Here is a 16,851-nt window from a genome sequence, read left to right as displayed (position 1 = left end):
GGTCAGGCTCCCAAGGCTTCGATTGCGTCACGGAATTTGTCGGCACGGGCGCGCGATTCAGTCGCGGCGCGCTCGTTTTCCTGCATCTTGTTGCGGGCATCCTGTGCCTTCGCATCGCAGGCGGTCGCGAAGTCGCGGCATGTCTTCTCCTGCGCCCGCAGGTTGATGATCACGGGGTCGCGTTCGTCGGTCGGCATCACAGCACCTTCACGAGTTTACGGCGGATGCGGGCGTTCTGGGCATCGCGCTTGTCGGCCTTGGCGGTCTCTGCCTGTTCTTCCGGCGTTACGACTCGGCGAGCAGCGAGCAGGCGATTGTAGGCGTCCATGGCGGCGCTCATCACAGCACCGCCCAGGCGCGCTTTTCAGCGGGCAGCTTCTGGATTTGCAGGGCGCGGTCCATATCGGCTCGGGCGAACTCGCCGTCTGCGACAAGCGACCGAACCTGTGCCTCCACCTCGTTCGCGACCTTGACCGCCAGCGCGAGCTTTTCCATGCCGGCGCGCAGGTCCGCGGTCAGTGGCTTGGCCGCCACCTCTGCCAGCTTGGTCAGGTAGTCGGCGCGAAGGACCGTGAAGGCCGGCGTGATGAACTGGTCGAGCGCGGCTTTTGCCTGTTCGGCGCGCGCGATGCGTAGGGCTTCGTCGTTCACCATTCACCGTCCCGGCCAAAACCAATGGGGTTCGGCGCGCGCATGATCGCGGCGCCTCGTATGTCGACTAAGCCGGTGTCCACGGGCTGGTGCTCGGGCACATGCAGGTCGGGTAGCAGCGGATAGCAATCGTCGAACACGTCGGCGTGCTCGGGCTTGCGTGGGGCGGCGAAATAACGGCTCATTTTGACGCCGCTAAGAAGCGGAGCCGCTCCATCTCGCCTGCTACGTAAGCCGCCGGGTCACCACACAGCGCGAGTAGTTGCTCGTCCACGTGAACCGTCCCGAACGGGGATGACGCAACAGCGGCATGGAAGGCACGACCCTTCCCGTCCGTCACGAGTTGATTGCGTGCGATGCCGTCGACTGGCGGGCTGATCTCCCCATGGAGCCCGCGGTCAGATAGCAACTGTCGGATCGCAAGCTCGGTCCTTCGCCCAACCGGGCGCTTGTCGCGCTCCATTAGGCCTAACCAGGTTCCTGTTACGCCGATCGCTGCGGCAAGCTGGGCTTGCGTCATACCCATGGCTTTGCGGGCTTGCTTGATGTTCATTCCGCCAAACTCCCGCCCGGCCGATTGCTCGGAATGCTGTCGTCATTGGCGGCCTCCGCCTCATGCTTCTTGGCCGCCATCTCCTGCTCGAACGCGAACCGGCGCTCCGCCAACTCCATCTCGAATGCCTGCTTGCCCTGCGCCAGCCGCGCCTCTTCGGCTGCCTTGTCGCGAGCGAGCTGCGCGGCCTGCTCAGCGGCTGCGGCCTGAAGCGCCAGCGTCTGTTCGTTCGCCTGAGCCTTCAGGGCGTCGCTCGCCTGCTGCGCCTGCTGCTGGAGCGTCAGCTTCGCCATTGCCAGCTCATGAGCGTTCTGGGCGTCCTGCTGGGCCTGTTGCGCCTCTGCCTGCACCTTCAGCACCCCAGGGTCCTGCTTGGGCTCCTCAGGTGGCAGTGTGGACGGATCGAGGACGTACTGGCTGGGCGACCCGATACCGCTGTCCTGCACCAGCCCGCGGATGTTCTGATAGACCTGCTCTTCGCCGACGATGCGCATGCCGACCTGCATCGCCTCTTTCTGCACGCCCAGCAGCGACATGCGGTATTGGAGGCGCTGATCCTTGTTGCCGGTGCCGAGACCGACGTTGATCGACATGTCGATGTCCTCGGGCCATTTCGACGGGTCAACCGTGCGATACCTGCCCTCGATCTTCATGCGGAACGGCTTCCCGTACTTCCGCATGAGCCGATACCGCTTGGCAAAGATCGACATCACGATGCCCTCGGCATAATTCCGCGTGATGTAGAGTTCGATCTGGTCCGCGTTCTGCTGGAGCATCGCCATACCGGTCGCGGTCTTGTTGGTTGTGTCGGGGTTGAGCCCCTGCGACTGGCGGGTGAGGCCCGTGCGGCTTTCCCGCTCGCTCGACATCATCTCCATGGCCTGGAATGCGGTCTGCGACGTATCGTTCTGCACTAGAGGCTGCGGCGCAGTGTTCTTGTACCGGACCAGTCCACCAGCGCGAACCGTCAGCAGGTCATCGATCGTGTCGACGGTGATGCTCGACTCATCCACCAGCGTGCGCGGGCTGTTGGAAATGTAGATCGAGTCCAGACCCTGGCGCAGCAGCACGGAGCGCACACGCTGGATGTCCATCGTCTTGTCGGCCGTGGACTGGCCGATCAGCCGGTGCTGCATCGGGAACGGCGACCACAGCGAATAGGGCTGCTCATCGACTGGCATGACCTTGAGGATCTGATTGCCGATGCGGTGCACGAACAGACGCTCGGCAATGCCGTCGCCGTCCAGATCGTAGAGCGGGTACTCTTCGTCCAGCCAGAGTAGCTTGGCCGCGCCTGTCCGCTGTCCGATACTCAGCCGCGACTGGCTGCGCTCGCTGTCACGCGCCTGCTCAACGATCGTGTCTGCCGGCGCCGCGCTCCAGATGTCATCGAGTGCCGCGCGGTCATAGCCGAGCTTCACCAGATCGCTGAGCGTCTTGGGCATGCGCTCGCCGACATAGATCGCTTCGTCCAGATCGGGACCGCAGTCGGGCGCGACGCGGAAGAACTCGTTCGGGATCGTCGCGTCGCAAATCTTTGGCGGCACAGGCTTGGAGAGCTTCACGCGCCAGCCTACGGACTCCATGCCTGGCGCCCATCCCTCATCTGTCGCGACGGCCTCGGTGACGGGCACGCCTCCAATGTTCGGGCCATCGTCGCCAACGTCGATCTCCCCGGCCAGCACATCGCGCGTCTCGATGATCGGTGGCTGGTCCTCGACATACGTCTTCACGATGCCGGATTTCTCGATCTGCCCAGCCTTCAGGCTGTCGTGCAGGATGCGGTAGCCCTTTTGCTTCCGCATGAAATAATACTGGATCGCAGCCGTGGCTTCCTCGCCGTAGTCGACCATGACCGGCTGGCCGTTCTCTCCGACCTCGGGCTGCCCATCATCGCCGATCTTGGGCTCTGGCTCGGTCTCGAACTCGACCACCTTGCCACTGGCGATGATCGTGCCGAGAATGCCGACCGTCATCGTGTCGACGACTTCCGACACGTCGCGGGTGACGACCTGGCTGCGGCCCTCGACCTCATCGCCGAACGGAGCGCCCTGATAGAACTCGATGGCCACAGCGCGGCGATCGTCCAGCGTCACATCGATCGCACGTTCCTGCTCCTGGCGCAGGAAGTTCACAAACTCGAACTCTGCCTCTTCCGTCAATGCAGGGTCTTCGGTCATGCTATGCCCCTCGACGAATAGGTGATCTCGCGGTGCTGCTGAGGCGGCTCGTAGGCGACGGCAACGAGCCCGAAGGCGTCTGCGCCGTGGCTTGCCCAGTCATGCTCAGGGCCAAGGCCAATCCCGCGCTTGTCGTCCTTCTTTTCGTGATACCAGCCGATGGCTTCCAGCCCGCCCGCGCACTTGTCAGCGTCGAACCACATCTGCGGGAACAGGCGCCGGGCTGCCTCGACGCGCTGCATCGCCGCGCCGACGCCTTGGTTGGGCACGACGCGGACACTGAAGCCGGCCGCGATCAGCGCGCCCTCATAGGTGGAGTCCGTGATCTTCTCATGTGCCGCGCCATCATGCGGCAGGACGCAAAGAGCTTTGCTGTAGCCGTTGTCGCGAAGCCAGTTGAGGTGCGTTGCCAAGGGCTGGCCCTTCGCCTCGTAATAATCGAGGAAGCGAATTTCGCGCCCGATGTACTGGACGATCCAGATGGCGGTCGCATCGGCCTTTGCGCCGGTCCCGCCGATGTCCCAAACGGCGCGGATCGTCATGAGCGGATCAGCCGCAACACGGCCGATGCGATGCTCTGCGCGAGCCGTGGTCAGGTGCTTGGCGAAATAGGCACCCGACACGACGCTGACATAGTCACCATCCCAGATGTGGTCGTACTGGTCCGGGTTCATGCGCTGGCAGTCCAGGCGTTCCTGCTCCAGTTCGTCGGTGAACCACGGGTTGTCACGCCAGTTGGCCTGAACCACGATAGAGCCTGTCGGCTTCTCCTCGCCCCGGAACATCACATCGACTGGATCCACCTTGCGGCGCGGGTTCCAGCTCCACCAGCGCTGCGAGCCGGGAGCGCGGATCGTCGGGCGCAGCAGCTCGATCGAGTTCTGCGTTGCCCCTTGCGCCTCCTCCCACCACGAGCGCTTGAAGTTCTCCAGCGACTTGATGCTGTCGGCGGTATAGTCCTGCATCCCCTTGAAGATGATAATCCCATCGCCAGGGGTCGCGATCACGTCGCGGTAGACCTTGAAGCCATCCGCATCGCCGAGCTTGAAACGGCTCAACTTATCCTCGATCAGGGCCTTGCTCGACTGCGCCAGATCCTTCTGGACTTCGCGGATGCAGACGCAGCGCAACCCCTCCCCGCCGGACTCCCCTGGCTCAGCCAAGCAGTCTTCCACCATCCTCTCGGCGAAGAAATGCGACTTACCCGAACCGCGCCCACCATGCGCCGCTTTGTCGCGCGCGGGTTCAAGCAGGGGGGCGAACACCCTAGCGGTCCGGATTTGAAGGGTCGACAATGACACGCTCCACTCGATTGACCGTTACATTGCCGGAATGTTCGGTCTCGACCTTGTCGCGCCAGTTCCCCTTGCGGCGGTTGAGCAGCCACAGGCGCTGGGCCTGCACCTCGCCCGGGACGAACTGCTTGAGGGAGAGGACTTCATACGATCCGTCGCTCTTTTTGATGGCCTTTTCGATGATGATGTTCTCGCCCGTCGCACGGCGGTACAGGCTGTCTGCCACTTCGGCGTCAGCAGCTTCCTTCCCGTCTCGGATGGACTGCAAGAAAGCGGGGAACTCAGCTTTCCAGTTATTGATGGTCCGCTCGCAGACACCAAAGAATGAGGCTAGCTCAGTATCGATGTAGCCGAGCAGGCATAGCTTTCGAGCCTGCTCGTTATACTCGACGCGATAGCCGGTCTCGCGTCCCGGTCCGGGTACAGGGAGGCCGCTGTGCTCGATGATTGTGGCGTCATCCGCTGGCATGGCGGGAGCCCATCTGTCACAAAATCGAACCCCTGTGCATATGGCATAATTCGCTAGATCGAAATTCTTGGCAGGACGCGAAATACCGTGCGGATGTTGACGCGCAGCTCGCGGGCGATGCGGGATTTGTTCACGCGACCGTGCGACACCAGCATGCAATCCGCAGCGTTGATGATGCGCGCGCGCTGGTGCGCCGGCCGTCCGCGGTTGGTGCTATGCGTCACCCTTCCCTCCCTGTGTTGATGTGGGTCATGCGCTCAGCGAGGAGGTCGATCACCACCCATGACTGAATAACCACCCCCTCTGCGTCGCGAACGGCGTCAGCAGTGTCGTCGAAGCCGACTTGTCTCAGCTTGCTCACCCTCTCTGCTTCGGTCTGCCCCATCACGCCCTCCGCTTCGGATGCAAAATTGCGCTATTCCCGAGATTGCCGGCACTACTACCCCGCAACCCCTCCACCGACTTGACGCATGACGCATCTCGGGCCTCGATCCGGCGCGCACCCGGATTTGAATGTGGAGGGACGGTAACCATTACAGGCGAGCGGCCAGGGTCTCGGACAGGCCGCGCAGTTCGCGCAGCATGTCCACCAGTTCGGTGAGGTCGCGATCCGTTTCCTCGATCTCGCCAGCAGAGGGGGCGATTGCCGTGCCGGCGCATGGGTTGCCGTACATGCTCTGGATGCCGAGCCGCCCCATCAGTTCCGTCAGATTCTTGCGCGCCTCTGCCCCAGCCTGCTCGCCGATCTGGATTGTCTGGCGGATATGCTGAAACGTGCGGACTGGGATTTCCGCACATGCCTTGTCGCCACCGAGCGATGCGCCTGCGATCGAGCCGCCGCCAAGATTTGCGCGCTGCATTCCATAATCGTTCATTTTCATTTCCTTCCATTGGTGATTGGGTTGGGCCGCTTCGGATGCAGGGTGTCCCCACATGTTGTGCAGGTGCCGGGGTGGTCGGAGGTGAAGCCGCAGTAGCAGTGGAATGTCTGGCGGCTCATGCCGCGTCAGCCGATTTGAAGGTGCTATCGCGGTGATCGAACGTGACGAACACGCTGCCCTTTTTGCCTGGAAGCCCCATGCGCACCTTGGTCACGCGGATTTCAGCGCGGTTGGCGTCGGGCTGGGCGCGGTGATAGGTCAGGCCGTAATCAGGCTTGTTCGCCCAGTTCGCCGAGCCGCTGATGTTGTACAGGCCAGGGACTCCCGCCTTGCCCTCTTGCGGCTTGGTGGGGTGCGCGACGATCCAGAACGCCACCTGATATTGCTTGGCGAATTTCTTGATCGCCCGCAGCGCGCGGCCGGTATAATCCGTCTCTTCCTCGCGCGGGCGGCGCTTATGCTCCAGTTCGTTCCACGGGTCGAGCAGGATGAATTTGACGCCATCGCGCAGCACCGCGGTTCGGCAGAGGTCGAGGAAATAATCGAGATCCATCTCATCGTCTTCATCGACGAGCTGCGTAATGATCCGGACATTGTCCTCAATAAGCGCGTCAATCGCTGCCATGTCTTTTGTGCGGGCGTCGTGAAGCGAGCAAAGAGCCGTAGCCGCCCTGAGATGCTCGCGCAGGATCGGCTTAACGTCCGTCTCGAATGACGCGACGCAGATCGGAATATTGTGCCGGACGAGGTGGCCTAGCACCGCGTTGAGCAGCGTGGATTTGCCCATGTTGGCGTAGCCTGTGACCGCGGTGAGCGTACCCAGGACGATCGCCATCAACTCATCTAGCGGGACAATGCCCGTTGACATCGATGTGACTTCCCCGCGCTCCGGGAAATCGGAGAGCGCGTAAAGCCCCTTGATTGGATAGGGTTTCGCCGCGTCGAGCATTCGGACAAGCGCGTCGTGGCCATTCATCAGAACCACGTCGCCCGCGTCCTTGCACATCTCGGGATAGGTGACGAACAGGCACCGCTCCGGGCCGAACAGGCGACACAGATCGGCCGCGAGCGCCTGGCCCGCCTCGTCGCCATCGACGCACAAAATCACCTTGCCGACTTTCGACAGCAGCGCCTCGCAACGCCAGAACCATTGATACCGCTTGCCCTCGGTAAGCTGGTCATCATCGCTCGAGCGCTGGGGCGCCCCGTTGGGGATGGACACGACCCGGGACTTGCCGGCGGAAAGGATCGTGAGAGCGTCCCATTCCCCCTCCGTCACAATCAGCGGCTGGCTGGCGAGCGACTCGTCCAGCAACACGTCGTGGTTCCAGATGGTGAGGGGCGCATCCTCGTCCATCTGGTAGGCATGCTTTTCCGACGTGACCCGGTACTTGTGGTTCACGGTCGCGCCCCGTTCCACATAGGGCACCGCGAGCCAGTTGCGGCCGCCCCGCTGCACGGTGTGAAGCCCGAATTTTTGCGCCAGAGTCGGGTCGATACCCCGGGCGTCCAGCCAATCGGCGTGCGGTTTCTTCAATTCCACGACTTCCTCCAGACCATTGGCAGTGATGGCAAAAAGCGGCCCATCCATCCGCGTCGATCAGCACCGCGAGGCACCGCTCTGTTTTCTTCTTCCGCTTGAGCGAACATTCCGGGCACGTCGCCCGATGCTCGCCCTGGCCGGTCGATCGCAGCGAAATCCTCGCCGCTGAAAGTTGCTCGTAGAGGCTCAGCATATCGGCTCATGGACGGCCCCCGCCGCTGCGGACGAGCCGAGCCATTCCTGATGCTTCCGGTTGAGCGCACCGCCCGCGATGTGAAACCACGATTTGCGCTTCTCGGGGTTCGCTTCGAACCAACCATCAAGGGACAGAAGCTCAGCCTCGATATCCGGGATCGCGTGATAGACGCGGCGCCATTTCGAGAGGTCGAACTTGGTCAGGCGGATCGTGCTTCCACTGAACGCATATCGACCGCTGGCGGCGTCAGCCGCGCCACCTTCTTCTTCTCTTTTCTCTGTCTCTGTCTCTGTCTCTGTCTCTGGGGGCGTTTCTGAAACGTTTCGTTTCGCGCGATGTTTGGTTACACGTTCTGTAGAAGTGTCTGATTTATATTGAAACTTCTTCCAGTTATGCGGCTCGTATCCATTGCCTAATGCGTCGATCAACCCACCACTTATCAGCCGATCAACGCCCGATGATAGGTGGTCTAAGCGCATGCTGAGGACGTGCTTGAGGTCATCCATGCAAGGAATCGAACCCTCATTTTCGGACGCCACGGCCATCAGTTTGACCCACAGGCGGAACTCCTTATCCGAAAGGCGAATGACCTTTGGATTGCGGATCGCGTCGGCGTAGAAGCGGAACCAGCGGCTCACGGCTCGATATTCTCCGCAATGCGCTGCATGATGGGCTTGATGATCTCACCGATGGAGCGGGCCTCGCCGTCAACGGCGCTGCCTTCGATCGTCACCCGAGCGCCTGTCACCGATGGATCGCGCTCGATGACGAGGCGATCGATGTAGCGATCATCGGGCATGTCGATCGTGGCGACGAGAAGGTCTGTTATCGCCTTCTCACGGTTCGCTATGTCGCTCTGGTAGTTGATGCCCAACTGGATCCGCAGATGGACCGGGCGCAGCACTGAGGGGGCGCCATAGGCCGCGTATTGCGAACCCAGGGCATCGCCAGCCGCCCGTTTCCATGCGGCATATTCCTTCGACGTGAAGCGGCGCTTCGTCTTGAAGTCAGTGGCGAACATGCCGTTCGCTGTCGGGGGCATGGGGAGGTCGAACGTCACACCCGCGCCCTCCGTGCATCGCCATTGGCGCGGCGCTCGCTGGCCCGGTCGATCTTGTAGATCGCCAGCTCGAGCAGCCCGCTCTCAGTTTCCGTCAGCGCGCGTTGACGAGACAGGGCGTCGAGGCGGTCGAACATGGTCTGCCAGGATGCGCTCACGCCCCGGCCCCTTCCCGCTTGCGCCGGATGCCCTTGAGAGCAGCAGCACGGCGTATCCGGTACTCGGAGACGGCATAGCTGTTAGCCGTTGCATCAACGATCGACTGGAGGCGTTCGGCGGGGGTTGGCTTGCGCCAGAATCTGAGGATGTTCATGCTGCCTTCCTCGCGCGAAGCATTGCGTTGTTGAGGGGGACGATCGAACGCAGGGGGATGAATCGAAGCGGCGTTACCGCTATGATCTCGCCGTCTGCGTTGCGGTCTATTTTGGCGGGCGGACGGATGCGGGTCATGCCACGCACCCCCGCACCGCGAGCAGGAGGAGCGCGACGATGGCCAACCCGACCGCCGTTGCTCCATCGCTATCGTTGGCGCTTCTCATGCGACCCTCCCCGGCTGCGGGCATTGAAGCGGCACGACGATACGCACGGGCTCCATCATGGCTTTGATCCGCTTCATGGCGGTTGAGGGAAGCGGCGCGGGTTGCGCGGCTATGGCGATGGCGAGGAAGATCATGCTGCGCACCGACACAGGCCGCGATCGACAATCGCCACATCGTCAGGCGTCTCGAACACGCGTCCGACCAGTGCCTGCGCCGTGTGAATGTCGCCCGTCCGAACCGCCTTCAGGAAATCGGCGATGAGCATGGGGTTGACCGCGTCGGCAGTGTCTTCAGGCTCGCCGTCGCAGATCGGGCATTCGAAGTTGCTCTCATCCACATCGGCTTCGACAAGCAGCGAGGTTTCGTCGCCCATCTCGAACCCAGGAATTTCCGCGATCTTCAGCGCATCGAGAATGCTCGCATAGCGCACGGTGACGAAGGTGATCATGCCGCCCGCCCCCGCGCTTTCATGGCGCGAATGACGGTGACCAGATCGAGCTTCAGATATCCCGCGATGTCCTCGAAGGATGTCTGCGTGCCAGCGTAATAGTTCAGCAGCGACCCGAGCTTTTTGTCCTTGTCCTCGTCGCGGCGGGCGCGAACCTCCTTGCTCGTCGCGGCGGGCGCGAACTCGCATTCATAGGTCGGGACAGGCCCGCGCGCGTTCGGTCGCGTACCCAATGGCTTCCAGACCTTGCTTGCGCGTTCAGCGTTGTCGATTGGCGCATCTGCCAGCCTGCGCAGCTCGCTGGCCGAGATTGGCCCGGTCGATGGATGATCGCTCATGCTGCACCTCTCAGTTCGTCGGCTTCGCGGATCAGGGCCACCAGCGCGGGCATGTGGGGCCGCAGCTTCTCGGCAACCTTCAGCGTCTCAGGGTGGACGCGCTTGCCGTCCTTCAGCGCCTCGGACAGCTCCGCAGCGGTCTCACACAGGCCCGACAGCGTGGTCAGGTCGTTGGCCGCCTCAGGGCGCGTCACGCACACCTCAAGCCCGTAGTGGGCGAGGATTTCGGCAAGCGCCGTGCGATCGGCGACCAGCGAATTGAAAATCGTGTGTGCCTCAGGCAGATTGGACGCCGTTACCGCCCTGCTGATGGTCTTCGTGTCGTTCAGGCCCATCTTGCCGGCCATCACGCTCATGTTGCCCAGGTTCGGCCATACGCGGCCCCATGCCCCGGCGAGCAGCCGCTGAAACTTGTCCTTCGAAAGCGGCTCGGGAGGACAGACATTGTTGCACTGCGCCATTATTCAACACTCCCATGATGATCGACCCCGACCCCATCGGCCTGAAGCCGCTTCGATTGTTCGTTGCACGAGAGCTGGTGAGGCTGGCGGGTGCGCAGGCCGAGTGCGACCCATGCGCTGATGAGAAGCGCGCCGGGGGCGAGCCAGAGGGCGATGGTCATGCTGCTGCTCCGAACAGGGAGCCTTGACGTTGAGCGTCTTCAATCCATGCCCGCGCGTTGGCGAAATAATCGGGGTTCAACTCAATCCCGATCGCCTTGCGACCATTGGCAATAGCGACCGCTGCGGTGGTTCCGCTGCCGAGGAATGGGTCAATCACGACCTCGCCCGGCGCGGTACTCGAGACGATGCAGCGTCGGGCGATCTCTGGCGTCATTGCGGCTGGGTGGTCGCCGGTCTCTGCTCCAACCGATGGGCGGACATTCCAGACGCTGGAATTGAACCATGCCTCGCCCGGGTTGCGGACTCGGCTGCTCTCTTTCGCGGTCAGCAGGAAGATGTACGAATGCGAAACCGAGGGGCGATCCAACCGCGGCGGCTCGGTCGCGTTGCCTTTGTCCCAAATGATCGTCTGACGCAGATACCAGCCATCCGCGCGCAGAGCATCGGCGACGAGAAACGGCGTCAGCGAAAGGTCTTTTTCCTTGTACCCAGGGGGAGGTTTGCGCCATCCTGTGCGGGCTTGCAGCGAGACCAGCTTGCGGCGCTTGGCGCAGCGCGATCCGCCGCCGCCATTCCCGCCGGCAGAATAGGTGTCGCCCAGTTCAAGCCACGCCGAGCCGTCAGCCTTCAGGACACGGCGAGCTGCGCGCATGATGCCGACGAGCGCCGCGACATACTCCTGCGGGGTGCGTTCGGCGCCGAGTTGGCCGGGGGCGTCGTAATCGCGCTGGCGCCAAAATGCCGGCGACGAAACGAGAGCATCAGCCGAACCGGCCTCCATGTTCTCGAGAACTGCCTGCGCGCTACCGAGGTAGATTTCCGCGTTGCCGACGACTTCCCTCACACCCCACCGCCAATCGCGGTAAGCTCGGGGGTGTTGTGAAGGGCGCTTTGAACCACGACCGGCAGCGTGCAGCGACCGTCCGCGACACGCGCGCAGTAGGCTTTGCGAGCCGTCCGCGCGGGCAGACATTCACGCAGCGGGTTGTGCGGGCAATACCTCACTCCCCCGCTCCCGTAATCGCAGTGGGGGAAGGGCTCCGCATTTCTACGTACCCGGCGCCCCTAATTATGGCATCGACAACGCCAATTCTCGGGCGCACAACTACCGCAGAATCGGGGGAAACCCGGTCAGCGGTCGCGTATTTGGCCTGTGATGGGAGTGAGTTATGGGAGCCGAGAGAGCGATATTCGTTCGCCGGGACAACCGGGTCACGATGGAGCTGGGCGAGGATACGATTACCGACGTATCCGTTGCGGAGCATTTGGAACTGGTCGTGCGAGCAGCCGATGTTCTCGGCATGGTCGTGGTGCCGCGAGCGATGGCGGGCCAGCCGCGAGACGAACATGCGATCTACTGGCTTGAAGAGCCGCCAGTGTTCGAGATCGCAGATGGCATCGGGCACTGCACCATCACCAGCGGCCGCTTTGTCGTGGAGCTTCGGTTCACTCCATCGATCCTGTACGCCGGGATGGGTGGCGCGACGGAGGCGCTGCTCGCCCACAACGATACGATCGGTGGCAATGTCGCGCCCGCCTGTCGGATGTGCCCGGGGCGGCATATTCTGGACGGTTAGAGGAGTCATCTACGCGGCCTCGCGCGCGGGGCGCTCGACAGGACGCTTCCATGACTCGGTCGGGACCTTGCCGCCTGTGGCCCTTTCGATGTCGTGGGCCAAATCAAGCCCCGGGCGCATTGACCCGGCGATGATGCGCGAAATGGTGGCCGGCGTGGTGGAAACGCGCTCGGCGAAGTCGCTCTGCGTCTCGCCCGCCTGTGCCAGATATGCTTTCAGGTCCATGGAGGCATTATTACGTATTGCGTAAATAATATGCAAGCACGATTTGCGCACGGGGGCATAGAGCCGGTTTGCGCCGTGCGTAATAATGCCCGCATGCAGGGCAATCGACTTCAACTCATTCGTAAAGCCATGTCGGGTAAACCGTCACAGGGCGTCATCGCCGCGCGCATGGGGCTGTCCACCGCTCAGATCTCGCGCTGGGAGTCGGGCGAGGATTCGATTCCGAGCCATCGCCTGCCCGCCCTGGCTCAAGCCTATGAGTGCACCATCGGTGAGATATTCGAGGACCCGATACCGGCCATCAGTGAAGAAGACCTCGCCGGGATGCTGGAGAGTGCGCGAGACGAGCTTCGTGCTGATCTGTCATACGGGGACTGGCCAAGTGCCGCTGCTTCAAGCCTTCATACGCAGCTAACGCAACTGCAAGCTGCTCGGTTAGCGGCTCAGCGGCGGCGGCAAGAGAGCGCTCGCGGCAAAGACGCTCGATCTCCCGAGACCACCAAGCCAGCCGCTCGGGGATAACCGCGCAGCTCAGCAGGCAGCTTCGGCAGCCCACATCGCAAGCGGGCTCCTGTCGGATGATAGGCGGACGAGTCGTCTGCATGTTCTACATCTGTTCCCGATTCTCCAACATGTCTAGGAAATTTCCTACCAAGCCCCGGTCTTGGCGCGCGCCGTCAATAAATTTACGTGCTGCGTAATTTCCCTATTGCGCCGAACTTACGTATTGCGTAATACAGGTCCACGGCCATTCGGGCCGCGGAGTTTGAACCATGGCGAGTGCAGCCCCCGACATCACCGACGAGCAGCGCGCGAATCTCGCGAAGCTGGCCGCGTATCTGCGGACGCTCCCGGTTGAGTATCCCGACTTCGCGATGGGCATGTTCGTCGCTACTCGTGAGGGCGGCGTTGGAGGCGGGTATGCGGACAATCTGGCGCATCGGGCTGAATGCGGCACTGCGGCATGCGCGGCGGGCCACGGCCCCATCGCGGGCATTGATCCGCTCCCTGATGAGACTTGGTGCAAGTATTCCGAGCGAGCGTTCTGCAATGGCGACGCATGGGTTTGGTGCTTCGACGAAGATTGGTCGGAGATCGATAACACCGCGCACGGTGCCGCTGCCCGCATTGAGTGGCTACTGACTAAAGGGCTTCCATCCGACGGCTATGAGCAGCTCGCTGGCTATGTTGACCCCTGTTATCTCGGCGAAGTCGCATGACCCCCCTCCCCACCTTCCCACCTGTAGGGGTGCCGGAAGAGGCTGGGCGGCCCGTTGGGCAACCTGCTCTATCGGCTTCGCCGACCGAGCCCGCAAGCGGTCTCGTCCCTTCGGGTAACGATCAGGCGCAGGGCGTTGCGCCGAGCGGCTTCACCGACGCGCACCGCGAAGCCGTATGCCGTATTGGGCAAGGGGCTGCATGTTGCCGGTATCTGGCGATCGGCGGCGCTGGCTGGTCCTGCGAAAAGCGGGGATCGCTTCGCCACGCCATCGACGGTCGCGCCGAGAAAATGAGCGCGAAGGGAGATAATTGCGACGGCGTATACGAGCCGCTTCCCGCCTTTCGGCTGCTCAAGGATCGCTTCGAGCACAAGGCCGGAGCGCTGATCTATCGCGCCAAGGGCTACGATTATGGCTGCGCTGAAGATGACCGTCGCGCAACCGGCCTACCTCACACCAGCATGACGCTTGAGCCCTCTGGCGATTATCCGTTCTTCACGGTGCCAGATGCTGACATCGGCCCGGCCCAAGGCTCAGCCAAGTGACCGCCCCTCTCCGTCACCCACCAGTCGCCGCCCCGCGCAAGACGCTGGTCGTCACCGACGCAGAGCTTGCGGCCATGTCCGCGAGGGTTGCGCATCTGGTGCTTACCCCTGCGCAGGCGAAGGCTCGGGACACCGCATCTGGATATTTCGAGCGCGCCTTCGATGAGCGCGAACCCCTTTGACGGAGGCTTTTCGATGAGCGCGAACTATGAACTGCGCCCGTTCTCGGAGACAGGCAAGCAGCTTGAGACGGTCATGCGTTGGGCAAATTCCGACGCGGCGATCATCGGCCAGGCGGGCACGCTCGCCAAGGCCAATGACGGGCCTGTGGATATCGCCCGCGCTGGCGATGGCCCGTGGGAAGATCGCTACATCACGACCGCGATGCCGAGCGAGTTCCATGCCAAGGGCTTCCGAACGGAGCGGCTGGCATGACGACGCAATCGACGCCGGGGCCTTGGGCCGTTTCCAAAAACTCATCTGGCCGCCGTGTCACCAATGCGAACGGCATCGTCATTTGCAACGCGGTAATCCGCAACTCGGGATCGGCAAAGAACGGCCATAAGCACAGTGCGAAGGATTTGCTGGAAGCTGAGGCCAACGCCCGACTGATCGCAGCGAGCCCCGCCTTGCTGGAAGCGCTGGAGAGCGTGACCGCGTTGCTCGAAAGCGCGAACAAGTCTGACGCTCGCCCCAGCGATTACGTAGGCGCCCGCTGCCGTGCCGCCCGCGCAGCAATTGCCCTCGCCCGAGGCACCGCAGAATGAGCGGGGAAGAGACATCCCGCGCGCAGCTCAGGAAGTTGCAGCGCTATATTAACGGCGCCGTCGCCGCGAACAACCGGTTCAATCACTGGAACTCATTGCTGAGCGAACTCTGCGTTGAGCTCTACGATTGCGAGCCCGGCGATGTCGATGCGGATTCGATTATCGACGCTGTCTTGGGTGGAGGTGGTGTCGCGCCCGGTATGTCCGCTGACGAGTTCGACCAGATCATGCGCGAGTTGACCGCATGAGCGCGCCGTTCCGCACCATCCCTTACGTCCCTCAGATTCCGACCCAGGTTCGGGAGCTAGGACGGCTGACGACGATCCTGCTGCGTGACGGCCCGCTGACGGCTGAGGAGCAAGACTACGTCGCTCGGTGCGAGGCTGAGGCTGCGGAACACGACCCCCTTTGGAGCATGATGTGATGGGATGCGATATCCACACGTACGTAGAGTTTGCCAGCTTCACCGACCGGGAGGGTAATCCTTACTGGTCGAATTTCACCCGCGATGGCGGCAGTCGGAACTACGTCATGTTCGGTGTGCTGGCAGGGGTCCGGGTTGAAGACGCCAAGCTGTTCGACCCCAAGGGTATGCCTGCGGACAAGATCGGCCATTACACCGGCAACGATTATTGGACGCATGTCGCTCCCGAGGCGCATCCAGAGTGGGCAGACGGCGACGATTGGGTCTCGCACGAACAGGCTCAGAAATGGGTCGCAAGCGGCTACTCAGTCGGCGAAGCCGACGACGCGGGCAGGCTGCGTCGAGTGTCCGGACCTGACTGGCATAGCCATAGCTGGCTGACCCCCGACGAACTCGCCCAGGCTCTCGACCACTACAAGAAACTCGCGGTCACATATTGGCCGAACGAAGGCGAAGTTCCTGCCGAGTGGGCGGCGATGCTCGCGGCAATGCGATCGTTCGAGGCGAACGGCAAGCAATCCCGCCTCGTGTTCTGGTTCGACAACTGATGACCGTCCGCGATCCCTTTTACGGCATGATGGAGACGATGTGATGCGGCACTCTGGAATTGGCGCGGCTGCAATGCTCGCATGCTTGGCGGGCGCTGGCCCCATAGCCTTCATTCCCGAACCGGTCGGCAACCGCAAACAGCGGCGATCGGGCAAGCCATCTAGCGCGCCCATACCGGTCGGCACTTTCACGCGCCAGCAACGCCGGGCTGCTGAACGCCGGGCGATCAAGGATGCCCGCCAGACCCCCGACACCGCTGAAAGGAAAGGGTGATGACCACGCTATCCGTAGCTGATGTTCTCGATAAGGCGGCTGATCTGATCGAGCCGGAAGGGGCTTGGATCAAGGGCCAATGGAGAAACGACGACGGCTGCATGTGCGCGGAAGGCGCGATTTTCTCCGCCGCCGCTCAACTGGGCATGTCCTCACGAGACGCACATCAGTTTTTAGAGCGGCAGGTTCCGAGGCCTAGCGATCCCGAAAAGACAGCGATCCCGCTCTGGAACGACGCCCCCGAGCGCACCCAGGCCGAAGTAGTGGCCAAGCTGCGAGAGGCTGCCACCCTCGCCCGCAACGAGCAACCACTATGACCAGAGACGCTGTCAGTAGGGAGGTGGCTCAGTGGGGATGGTGGTTGGCCATGGGGGTGGAGCTTGGGGTCGTGATCGCCGGATGCATGGCGGTGCCTTCGGCCCAAGCTCTCGTGCTGCGCACCGAGCCGGTGCCCGTCTCGGCCCTTCGGGCTTCGATCTTTACCGCGACTGGAGA

The 16,851-nt window shown here is 62.6% G+C and carries 32 protein-coding genes; 9 read left to right on the top strand and 23 right to left on the bottom strand.

Translation table 11 applies throughout. From position 1 onward, the window contains the following. Positions 1-2: 2 nt before the first annotated feature. From AC1RT8_RS07285 to AC1RT8_RS07180, 22 genes are all read right to left on the bottom strand, one after another. Complete coding sequence (locus AC1RT8_RS07285) at positions 3-197, bottom strand: hypothetical protein (protein WP_493074938.1); 195 nt, start codon at positions 195-197, stop codon at positions 3-5. Then, positions 197-328 carry a hypothetical protein gene (locus AC1RT8_RS07280; RefSeq protein WP_493074937.1) on the bottom strand — a complete coding sequence of 44 codons (132 nt, stop codon included), beginning with the start codon at positions 326-328 and terminating at the stop codon, positions 197-199. Before AC1RT8_RS07280 ends, AC1RT8_RS07285 begins: the two co-directional genes overlap by 1 nt. An 11-nt stretch (positions 329-339) precedes the next feature. Further along, on the bottom strand, positions 340-654 hold the full coding sequence (locus tag AC1RT8_RS07275) for a hypothetical protein (protein ID WP_493074936.1): 315 nt from the start codon (positions 652-654) through the stop codon (positions 340-342). Beyond that, entirely contained in the window at positions 648-836 is a 189-nt protein-coding gene (locus AC1RT8_RS07270) for a hypothetical protein (RefSeq protein WP_493074935.1), read from the bottom strand. The genes AC1RT8_RS07275 and AC1RT8_RS07270 overlap by 7 nt, the downstream gene beginning before the upstream one ends. After that, positions 833-1,204 carry a helix-turn-helix transcriptional regulator gene (locus tag AC1RT8_RS07265; RefSeq protein ID WP_493074934.1) on the bottom strand — a complete coding sequence of 124 codons (372 nt, stop codon included), beginning with the start codon at positions 1,202-1,204 and terminating at the stop codon, positions 833-835. Before AC1RT8_RS07265 ends, AC1RT8_RS07270 begins: the two co-directional genes overlap by 4 nt. Further along, positions 1,201-3,384, bottom strand: a complete 2,184-nt coding sequence (locus tag AC1RT8_RS07260) for a portal protein (RefSeq protein WP_493074933.1) — start codon at positions 3,382-3,384, stop codon at positions 1,201-1,203. The genes AC1RT8_RS07265 and AC1RT8_RS07260 overlap by 4 nt, the downstream gene beginning before the upstream one ends. Continuing rightward, positions 3,381-4,649 carry a PBSX family phage terminase large subunit gene (locus AC1RT8_RS07255; protein WP_493074932.1) on the bottom strand — a complete coding sequence of 423 codons (1,269 nt, stop codon included), beginning with the start codon at positions 4,647-4,649 and terminating at the stop codon, positions 3,381-3,383. Before AC1RT8_RS07255 ends, AC1RT8_RS07260 begins: the two co-directional genes overlap by 4 nt. A gap of 1 nt (position 4,650) precedes the next feature. Beyond that, the gene (locus AC1RT8_RS07250; RefSeq protein ID WP_493074931.1) at positions 4,651-5,148 is read right to left on the bottom strand and encodes a helix-turn-helix domain-containing protein; all 498 of its coding nucleotides are present in this window, start codon (positions 5,146-5,148) and stop codon (positions 4,651-4,653) included. A 53-nt stretch (positions 5,149-5,201) separates the two neighbouring features. After that, complete coding sequence (locus AC1RT8_RS07245; protein WP_493074930.1) at positions 5,202-5,372, bottom strand: hypothetical protein; 171 nt, start codon at positions 5,370-5,372, stop codon at positions 5,202-5,204. Continuing rightward, on the bottom strand, positions 5,369-5,533 hold the full coding sequence (locus tag AC1RT8_RS07240) for a hypothetical protein (RefSeq protein WP_493074929.1): 165 nt from the start codon (positions 5,531-5,533) through the stop codon (positions 5,369-5,371). Before AC1RT8_RS07240 ends, AC1RT8_RS07245 begins: the two co-directional genes overlap by 4 nt. A 148-nt stretch (positions 5,534-5,681) precedes the next feature. Continuing rightward, the gene (locus tag AC1RT8_RS07235) at positions 5,682-6,029 is read right to left on the bottom strand and encodes a hypothetical protein (protein ID WP_493074928.1); all 348 of its coding nucleotides are present in this window, start codon (positions 6,027-6,029) and stop codon (positions 5,682-5,684) included. 115 nt (positions 6,030-6,144) lie between these two features. Continuing rightward, a complete protein-coding gene (locus AC1RT8_RS07230; RefSeq protein ID WP_493074927.1) occupies positions 6,145-7,620 on the bottom strand; it encodes a bifunctional DNA primase/helicase in 1,476 nt (491 codons plus the stop codon). Between the two features lie 138 nt (positions 7,621-7,758). Further along, positions 7,759-8,406 (bottom strand): hypothetical protein, encoded by a 648-nt coding sequence (locus AC1RT8_RS07225; protein WP_493074926.1) that lies wholly within the window; start codon positions 8,404-8,406, stop codon positions 7,759-7,761. After that, positions 8,403-8,828, bottom strand: coding sequence for a RusA family crossover junction endodeoxyribonuclease (locus AC1RT8_RS07220; protein ID WP_493074925.1), 426 nt, complete (start codon positions 8,826-8,828; stop codon positions 8,403-8,405). The genes AC1RT8_RS07225 and AC1RT8_RS07220 overlap by 4 nt, the downstream gene beginning before the upstream one ends. Next, complete coding sequence (locus AC1RT8_RS07215) at positions 8,825-8,986, bottom strand: hypothetical protein (protein ID WP_493074924.1); 162 nt, start codon at positions 8,984-8,986, stop codon at positions 8,825-8,827. Before AC1RT8_RS07215 ends, AC1RT8_RS07220 begins: the two co-directional genes overlap by 4 nt. Continuing rightward, positions 8,983-9,141, bottom strand: coding sequence for a hypothetical protein (locus AC1RT8_RS07210; RefSeq protein WP_493074923.1), 159 nt, complete (start codon positions 9,139-9,141; stop codon positions 8,983-8,985). The genes AC1RT8_RS07215 and AC1RT8_RS07210 overlap by 4 nt, the downstream gene beginning before the upstream one ends. Positions 9,142-9,363: 222 nt before the next feature. After that, positions 9,364-9,501 carry a hypothetical protein gene (locus tag AC1RT8_RS07205; RefSeq protein WP_493074922.1) on the bottom strand — a complete coding sequence of 46 codons (138 nt, stop codon included), beginning with the start codon at positions 9,499-9,501 and terminating at the stop codon, positions 9,364-9,366. Further along, a complete protein-coding gene (locus tag AC1RT8_RS07200; RefSeq protein ID WP_493074921.1) occupies positions 9,498-9,815 on the bottom strand; it encodes a hypothetical protein in 318 nt (105 codons plus the stop codon). Before AC1RT8_RS07200 ends, AC1RT8_RS07205 begins: the two co-directional genes overlap by 4 nt. Continuing rightward, entirely contained in the window at positions 9,812-10,153 is a 342-nt protein-coding gene (locus AC1RT8_RS07195; protein ID WP_493074920.1) for a hypothetical protein, read from the bottom strand. The genes AC1RT8_RS07200 and AC1RT8_RS07195 overlap by 4 nt, the downstream gene beginning before the upstream one ends. Further along, positions 10,150-10,614 carry a hypothetical protein gene (locus AC1RT8_RS07190; protein ID WP_493074919.1) on the bottom strand — a complete coding sequence of 155 codons (465 nt, stop codon included), beginning with the start codon at positions 10,612-10,614 and terminating at the stop codon, positions 10,150-10,152. Before AC1RT8_RS07190 ends, AC1RT8_RS07195 begins: the two co-directional genes overlap by 4 nt. Beyond that, positions 10,614-10,775, bottom strand: a complete 162-nt coding sequence (locus tag AC1RT8_RS07185; RefSeq protein ID WP_493074918.1) for a hypothetical protein — start codon at positions 10,773-10,775, stop codon at positions 10,614-10,616. Before AC1RT8_RS07185 ends, AC1RT8_RS07190 begins: the two co-directional genes overlap by 1 nt. After that, positions 10,772-11,620 (bottom strand): DNA-methyltransferase, encoded by an 849-nt coding sequence (locus AC1RT8_RS07180; protein WP_493074917.1) that lies wholly within the window; start codon positions 11,618-11,620, stop codon positions 10,772-10,774. Before AC1RT8_RS07180 ends, AC1RT8_RS07185 begins: the two co-directional genes overlap by 4 nt. 373 nt (positions 11,621-11,993) lie before the next feature. Here AC1RT8_RS07180 and AC1RT8_RS07175 point away from each other — a divergent pair, with 373 nt between their 5' ends. Beyond that, complete coding sequence (locus AC1RT8_RS07175; RefSeq protein ID WP_493074916.1) at positions 11,994-12,353, top strand: hypothetical protein; 360 nt, start codon at positions 11,994-11,996, stop codon at positions 12,351-12,353. A gap of 9 nt (positions 12,354-12,362) precedes the next feature. On the opposite strand, the gene AC1RT8_RS07170 is transcribed toward AC1RT8_RS07175, so the two are convergent. Then, complete coding sequence (locus tag AC1RT8_RS07170) at positions 12,363-12,692, bottom strand: helix-turn-helix transcriptional regulator (RefSeq protein ID WP_493074915.1); 330 nt, start codon at positions 12,690-12,692, stop codon at positions 12,363-12,365. On the opposite strand from AC1RT8_RS07170, the gene AC1RT8_RS07165 reads away from it, so the two are divergent. From AC1RT8_RS07165 to AC1RT8_RS07130, 8 genes are all read left to right on the top strand, one after another. Beyond that, on the top strand, positions 12,672-13,100 hold the full coding sequence (locus AC1RT8_RS07165; RefSeq protein WP_493074913.1) for a helix-turn-helix domain-containing protein: 429 nt from the start codon (positions 12,672-12,674) through the stop codon (positions 13,098-13,100). The genes AC1RT8_RS07170 and AC1RT8_RS07165 overlap by 21 nt on opposite strands. A gap of 251 nt (positions 13,101-13,351) precedes the next feature. Continuing rightward, positions 13,352-13,798: a hypothetical protein gene (locus tag AC1RT8_RS07160; protein WP_493074912.1), complete on the top strand. Its 447-nt coding sequence runs from the start codon at positions 13,352-13,354 to the stop codon at positions 13,796-13,798. After that, positions 13,795-14,343 carry a hypothetical protein gene (locus AC1RT8_RS07155; RefSeq protein ID WP_493074911.1) on the top strand — a complete coding sequence of 183 codons (549 nt, stop codon included), beginning with the start codon at positions 13,795-13,797 and terminating at the stop codon, positions 14,341-14,343. Before AC1RT8_RS07160 ends, AC1RT8_RS07155 begins: the two co-directional genes overlap by 4 nt. A gap of 195 nt (positions 14,344-14,538) precedes the next feature. Beyond that, the gene (locus tag AC1RT8_RS07150; protein ID WP_493074910.1) at positions 14,539-14,778 is read left to right on the top strand and encodes a hypothetical protein; all 240 of its coding nucleotides are present in this window, start codon (positions 14,539-14,541) and stop codon (positions 14,776-14,778) included. Next, on the top strand, positions 14,775-15,110 hold the full coding sequence (locus tag AC1RT8_RS07145) for an XkdD/Y8K6 family phage-associated protein (RefSeq protein ID WP_493074909.1): 336 nt from the start codon (positions 14,775-14,777) through the stop codon (positions 15,108-15,110). The genes AC1RT8_RS07150 and AC1RT8_RS07145 overlap by 4 nt, the downstream gene beginning before the upstream one ends. Then, the gene (locus AC1RT8_RS07140) at positions 15,107-15,358 is read left to right on the top strand and encodes a hypothetical protein (protein ID WP_493074908.1); all 252 of its coding nucleotides are present in this window, start codon (positions 15,107-15,109) and stop codon (positions 15,356-15,358) included. The genes AC1RT8_RS07145 and AC1RT8_RS07140 overlap by 4 nt, the downstream gene beginning before the upstream one ends. Positions 15,359-15,518: 160 nt before the next feature. Next, on the top strand, positions 15,519-16,082 hold the full coding sequence (locus tag AC1RT8_RS07135; protein ID WP_493074907.1) for a hypothetical protein: 564 nt from the start codon (positions 15,519-15,521) through the stop codon (positions 16,080-16,082). A gap of 273 nt (positions 16,083-16,355) precedes the next feature. Further along, complete coding sequence (locus AC1RT8_RS07130; protein ID WP_493074906.1) at positions 16,356-16,673, top strand: DUF6197 family protein; 318 nt, start codon at positions 16,356-16,358, stop codon at positions 16,671-16,673. Positions 16,674-16,851 lie beyond the last annotated feature (178 nt).

Source organism: Sphingomonas sp. GW821-FHT10F11 (assembly GCF_058809095.1).
Note: the sequence above shows the minus strand (reverse complement) of the source record. Positions and strands in the feature narration are given on the sequence as shown.

Bases quoted from the DNA above. Each gene is read 5' to 3' on its own strand.
- AC1RT8_RS07285 (WP_493074938.1), bottom strand. From the start codon at position 197: ATGCCGACCGACGAACGCGACCCCGTGATCATCAACCTGCGGGCGCAG.
- AC1RT8_RS07280 (WP_493074937.1), bottom strand. From the start codon at position 328: ATGGACGCCTACAATCGCCTGCTCGCTGCTCGCCGAGTCGTAACGCCG.
- AC1RT8_RS07275 (WP_493074936.1), bottom strand. From the start codon at position 654: ATGGTGAACGACGAAGCCCTACGCATCGCGCGCGCCGAACAGGCAAAA.
- AC1RT8_RS07270 (WP_493074935.1), bottom strand. From the start codon at position 836: ATGAGCCGTTATTTCGCCGCCCCACGCAAGCCCGAGCACGCCGACGTG.
- AC1RT8_RS07265 (WP_493074934.1), bottom strand. From the start codon at position 1,204: ATGAACATCAAGCAAGCCCGCAAAGCCATGGGTATGACGCAAGCCCAG.
- AC1RT8_RS07260 (WP_493074933.1), bottom strand. From the start codon at position 3,384: ATGACCGAAGACCCTGCATTGACGGAAGAGGCAGAGTTCGAGTTTGTG.
- AC1RT8_RS07250 (WP_493074931.1), bottom strand. From the start codon at position 5,148: ATGCCAGCGGATGACGCCACAATCATCGAGCACAGCGGCCTCCCTGTA.
- AC1RT8_RS07240 (WP_493074929.1), bottom strand. From the start codon at position 5,533: ATGGGGCAGACCGAAGCAGAGAGGGTGAGCAAGCTGAGACAAGTCGGC.
- AC1RT8_RS07235 (WP_493074928.1), bottom strand. From the start codon at position 6,029: ATGAAAATGAACGATTATGGAATGCAGCGCGCAAATCTTGGCGGCGGC.
- AC1RT8_RS07230 (WP_493074927.1), bottom strand. From the start codon at position 7,620: ATGGATGGGCCGCTTTTTGCCATCACTGCCAATGGTCTGGAGGAAGTC.
- AC1RT8_RS07210 (WP_493074923.1), bottom strand. From the start codon at position 9,141: ATGAACATCCTCAGATTCTGGCGCAAGCCAACCCCCGCCGAACGCCTC.
- AC1RT8_RS07205 (WP_493074922.1), bottom strand. From the start codon at position 9,501: ATGATCTTCCTCGCCATCGCCATAGCCGCGCAACCCGCGCCGCTTCCC.
- AC1RT8_RS07200 (WP_493074921.1), bottom strand. From the start codon at position 9,815: ATGATCACCTTCGTCACCGTGCGCTATGCGAGCATTCTCGATGCGCTG.
- AC1RT8_RS07195 (WP_493074920.1), bottom strand. From the start codon at position 10,153: ATGAGCGATCATCCATCGACCGGGCCAATCTCGGCCAGCGAGCTGCGC.
- AC1RT8_RS07190 (WP_493074919.1), bottom strand. From the start codon at position 10,614: ATGGCGCAGTGCAACAATGTCTGTCCTCCCGAGCCGCTTTCGAAGGAC.
- AC1RT8_RS07185 (WP_493074918.1), bottom strand. From the start codon at position 10,775: ATGACCATCGCCCTCTGGCTCGCCCCCGGCGCGCTTCTCATCAGCGCA.
- AC1RT8_RS07175 (WP_493074916.1), top strand. From the start codon at position 11,994: ATGGAGCTGGGCGAGGATACGATTACCGACGTATCCGTTGCGGAGCAT.
- AC1RT8_RS07165 (WP_493074913.1), top strand. From the start codon at position 12,672: ATGCAGGGCAATCGACTTCAACTCATTCGTAAAGCCATGTCGGGTAAA.
- AC1RT8_RS07160 (WP_493074912.1), top strand. From the start codon at position 13,352: ATGGCGAGTGCAGCCCCCGACATCACCGACGAGCAGCGCGCGAATCTC.
- AC1RT8_RS07155 (WP_493074911.1), top strand. From the start codon at position 13,795: ATGACCCCCCTCCCCACCTTCCCACCTGTAGGGGTGCCGGAAGAGGCT.
- AC1RT8_RS07150 (WP_493074910.1), top strand. From the start codon at position 14,539: ATGAGCGCGAACTATGAACTGCGCCCGTTCTCGGAGACAGGCAAGCAG.
- AC1RT8_RS07145 (WP_493074909.1), top strand. From the start codon at position 14,775: ATGACGACGCAATCGACGCCGGGGCCTTGGGCCGTTTCCAAAAACTCA.
- AC1RT8_RS07140 (WP_493074908.1), top strand. From the start codon at position 15,107: ATGAGCGGGGAAGAGACATCCCGCGCGCAGCTCAGGAAGTTGCAGCGC.
- AC1RT8_RS07130 (WP_493074906.1), top strand. From the start codon at position 16,356: ATGACCACGCTATCCGTAGCTGATGTTCTCGATAAGGCGGCTGATCTG.